Genomic DNA, 1,632 nt, shown 5'->3' on the forward strand with positions numbered 1-1,632 from the left:
GAGCTCGGGCTGCGGCCCGGCAGCCCCGTCACCCTGGCCGTCAAGGCTCAGGCTGTGCGGATCCTGCCCGCACCCTGAGGGTCGGACGGGGTCGGATCAGGGGTGACCCTCATGGCGGGGCGGCCCGGCGTCGGCCAGGCTGGAGCCACATCCACAACCGAGGAGGACACCCGTGAACTCGATCTACGCCGCCATGCGCAAGAACGGCCTCACCCGCCCCCGCTCCGGACGCATCGCCATGGGCGTCTGCGCCGGCATCGGCCGCAAGCTGGGCGTCGAGGCCAACATCGTGCGTCTCGTCTTCGTCGCGTCGCTGATCATCCCCGGGTCGCAGGTGCTGGTCTACCTCGCCCTGATGATCCTCATGCCCGAGGACTGATCCTCGCCCCAGGCCACCGCCGAGTGGTCACTTCCGTGCGACCGAGGGGGACGTACGGACGTGACCACTCGGCGGTCCTGCGTCTCCGACTGGTCACTTCCCGCCGACTGGTCACTTCCCGATGGCGGGAAGTGACCAGTCTGCGAGGTGAGATCAGGTCTGCCAGGCTGGGCGCATGAGCCTGATCGAGACGCTGGACCTCCCGCTCGTCGCCGCACCCATGGCGGGTGGCCCCTCGAACCCCGCTCTCGTGGGGGCCTGCTGCAACGCCGGCGGCACGGGATTCCTCGCCGCCGGTTACAAGACCCCGGCGCAGGTCGCGGACCAGATCGCCGAGACCCACGACCTGGTGGGTGACCTGCCGTTCGGGGTCAATGTGTTCGTGCCCTCCGGGTCCGTGCGGGCGAACGAGGCGGAAGCCGTCGAGGCGTATCGCTCTGCGCTGCAGGCGGACGCCGAGCGGCTGGGTGCCGTCCTCCCCGAGCCGGACTGGTCCGACACCGACGCGTATGACGACAAGATCGCCCTGCTCACCCTCGTCGAACCGGTGGCGATGGTCTCGTTCACGTTCGGCCTCCCGTCGCCCGAGGTCGTCGGGGCGCTGCAGGAGGTCGGCAGCGAGGTGTGGGTCACCGTCACGAGCGAGGACGAGGCCGCGCACGCCGCGGCGCTGGGCGTGGACGTGCTGGTCGTGCAAGGGTTCGACGCGGGCGGGCACCGCTCGACGCACCGGGTCGAGGACGAGCCCAACCGTCTCGACGCGCTCGGCCTGCTGCCGCTGGTGACCGGCCTCGGCGTGGCGTGCGTCGCCGCGGGCGGCGTGGCCACCGGAGGTGACGTGAGGCGGCTGCTCGGCGCCGGGGCCGTGGGCGTGCAGGTCGGCACGGCGCTGCTGCTGACGCCCGAGGCCGGCACGTCGGCGGCGCACCGGGCGGGGCTGCGGCTGCCGGGGGCGTCGGCCGTGGTGACGCGGGCCTTCTCCGGGCGTCCCGCGCGGGGGCTGCGCAACGCCTTCGTCGAGGCCCATGACGGGGACGCGCCATCGGTGTTCCCGCAGGTCGACCAGCTCACCAAGCCGCTGCGCGCCGCCGCTGTCGCCGCCGGGGACCCGCAGGGCGTGTCGCTGTGGGCCGGCGCGGGCTGGCAGGCCTGCTCCGAGGCACCCGCGGCCGACGTGATCGCGTCCCTCGCCCCCTGACGGCTCCGCCCAGCAGCCCCGCCCCCTGAGCCAGGATCGTGAGTGCTTTCTCCAA

2 protein-coding genes are annotated in these 1,632 nt (G+C 73.0%); both read left to right on the top strand.

Annotated features, from left to right (window positions below; translation table 11 throughout):
• Positions 1–172: 172 nt before the first annotated feature.
• Positions 173–379, top strand: a complete 207-nt coding sequence (locus B2P18_RS13225; protein ID WP_240483995.1) for a PspC domain-containing protein — start codon at positions 173–175, stop codon at positions 377–379.
• Between the two features lie 175 nt (positions 380–554).
• On the top strand, positions 555–1,577 hold the full coding sequence (locus tag B2P18_RS13230) for a nitronate monooxygenase (RefSeq protein WP_286959836.1): 1,023 nt from the start codon (positions 555–557) through the stop codon (positions 1,575–1,577).
• Positions 1,578–1,632: the final 55 nt, after the last annotated feature.

The organism is Arsenicicoccus sp. UBA2120 (assembly GCF_002330965.1).
Taxonomy (GTDB): domain Bacteria; phylum Actinomycetota; class Actinomycetes; order Actinomycetales; family Dermatophilaceae; genus Arsenicicoccus; species Arsenicicoccus bolidensis.

Coding starts and splice junctions, on each gene's coding strand:
- B2P18_RS13230 (WP_286959836.1), top strand. CDS start 555: ATGAGCCTGATCGAGACGCTGGACCTCCCGCTCGTCGCCGCACCCATG.